This window comes from Synechococcus sp. R55.2, from assembly GCF_047462075.1.
Classification (GTDB): Bacteria; Cyanobacteriota; Cyanobacteriia; order Thermostichales; family Thermostichaceae; genus Thermostichus.
The window spans coordinates 1-1,210 of sequence record NZ_JANSIH010000065.1 but is presented as its reverse complement, the minus strand read 5'-3'; the positions used below and the strand labels follow the sequence as shown (position 1 = coordinate 1,210).

General features: G+C 53.5%; 1 pseudogene. It reads right to left on the bottom strand.

Annotated elements, in window-relative coordinates:
- Positions 1-1,210: pseudogene (locus NW838_RS02345) on the bottom strand (hypothetical protein); the annotation flags it as partial.

The following is a 1,210-nucleotide window of genomic DNA, read 5'->3' as shown; positions in this document are numbered from 1 at the left end:
CTGTGGGTGGGCCTGTAACACTTCCCAATGCCTGCAGCACTCGCGGCGCCGGATCAGGTTTCGCAGCAGAAGCGGCCACTCTTTCAAGCGCTCCAGGCTGAGAATGACGTCGTTGATGTACTCCTCCCACTCGCCCGCGAGGGGACGTCCCGCCTCCTGCCATTTGCTCACCACTGCTGCGTCCTGCCGGTCTTTGGATAGCCACCTCACCTGGCCAGGCGGCTTCTCCAATTGGATCTTGGCTCGGTAGTAGCGGGAATGCTCCGTTTGGCCACCTTGATCCCAAATGGCAACTGCCTCCTCAAGTTTTTGTTGCTGGAAATAACAGATGCCGAGAATCTTGTGATATTGCCCTGCGAACTGCTGCCGCTGGCCAAGAAAGTCCAAACGCTCCCTCAAAGCCTCAAGAGTCTCTTGCCAAAAAAGTTCACGATCCTCCGGCTTAGGACAAAAAGTCCCTAGGTTATCGAAAACTTCCTCCAGCTCCGCCAAAAACTTCTCCACACAAACCTTCCAAGTCAGATCCGAATGCTTCGGGCTGACCTCAACGCTCAACCAATCTCGCACTCGAACTATCTGTCGAAAGCGCTCCATGGACTTGGCAGAGCTGCTTTGGGTTACCACCATCAAATCCACCAGAGGACCGTAGTTAGGGATCTCGGAGCACCTGGCAAAGTGAGTAGAACGATGCTGCTGCAACTCTGACCAAGCTTTTGCCTTCCAAAAGCACTCCCAGGCTTCTCGGATGAGATTTCTATTGGGTAGGGCGGATCTTTCCAAGCTTAAAAACTGACGGCCTGCAGAAACGTAATCCCTCTGCAGCTTGAGGATCCAAGCTTGGCATACCTGTTCTAATTTCTGGTTGCCTGCCTGCCGAGCAAAGGCGCGCGCATCTTCCAAGAGCTCAGGATTTCCCTCCTCTACCCCTTGCCTAAGAAACCCAAGAGCCAAGTCCAGCACATCCTGTAAGTTTTTATCCGTCCAGTATTGGATGCCAGTGCCTTGAGCGAAGCCGGCCAGTACAGGCGGATGCGTTTGCCATTGGGATCGATCGGGCTGCAAATGAGAGTGATTGAGCCAAAAGTCAATCTCCAAGGCAGGATCCCAGAATTCCCGCCAGCCGGCTGCAGTATCCACAACAGCTAAGGCTTCGATGGGGCGGGTAATACCAACGTATAGCTGGTTGAGAAAATAATGTAGTTGCAGGGAT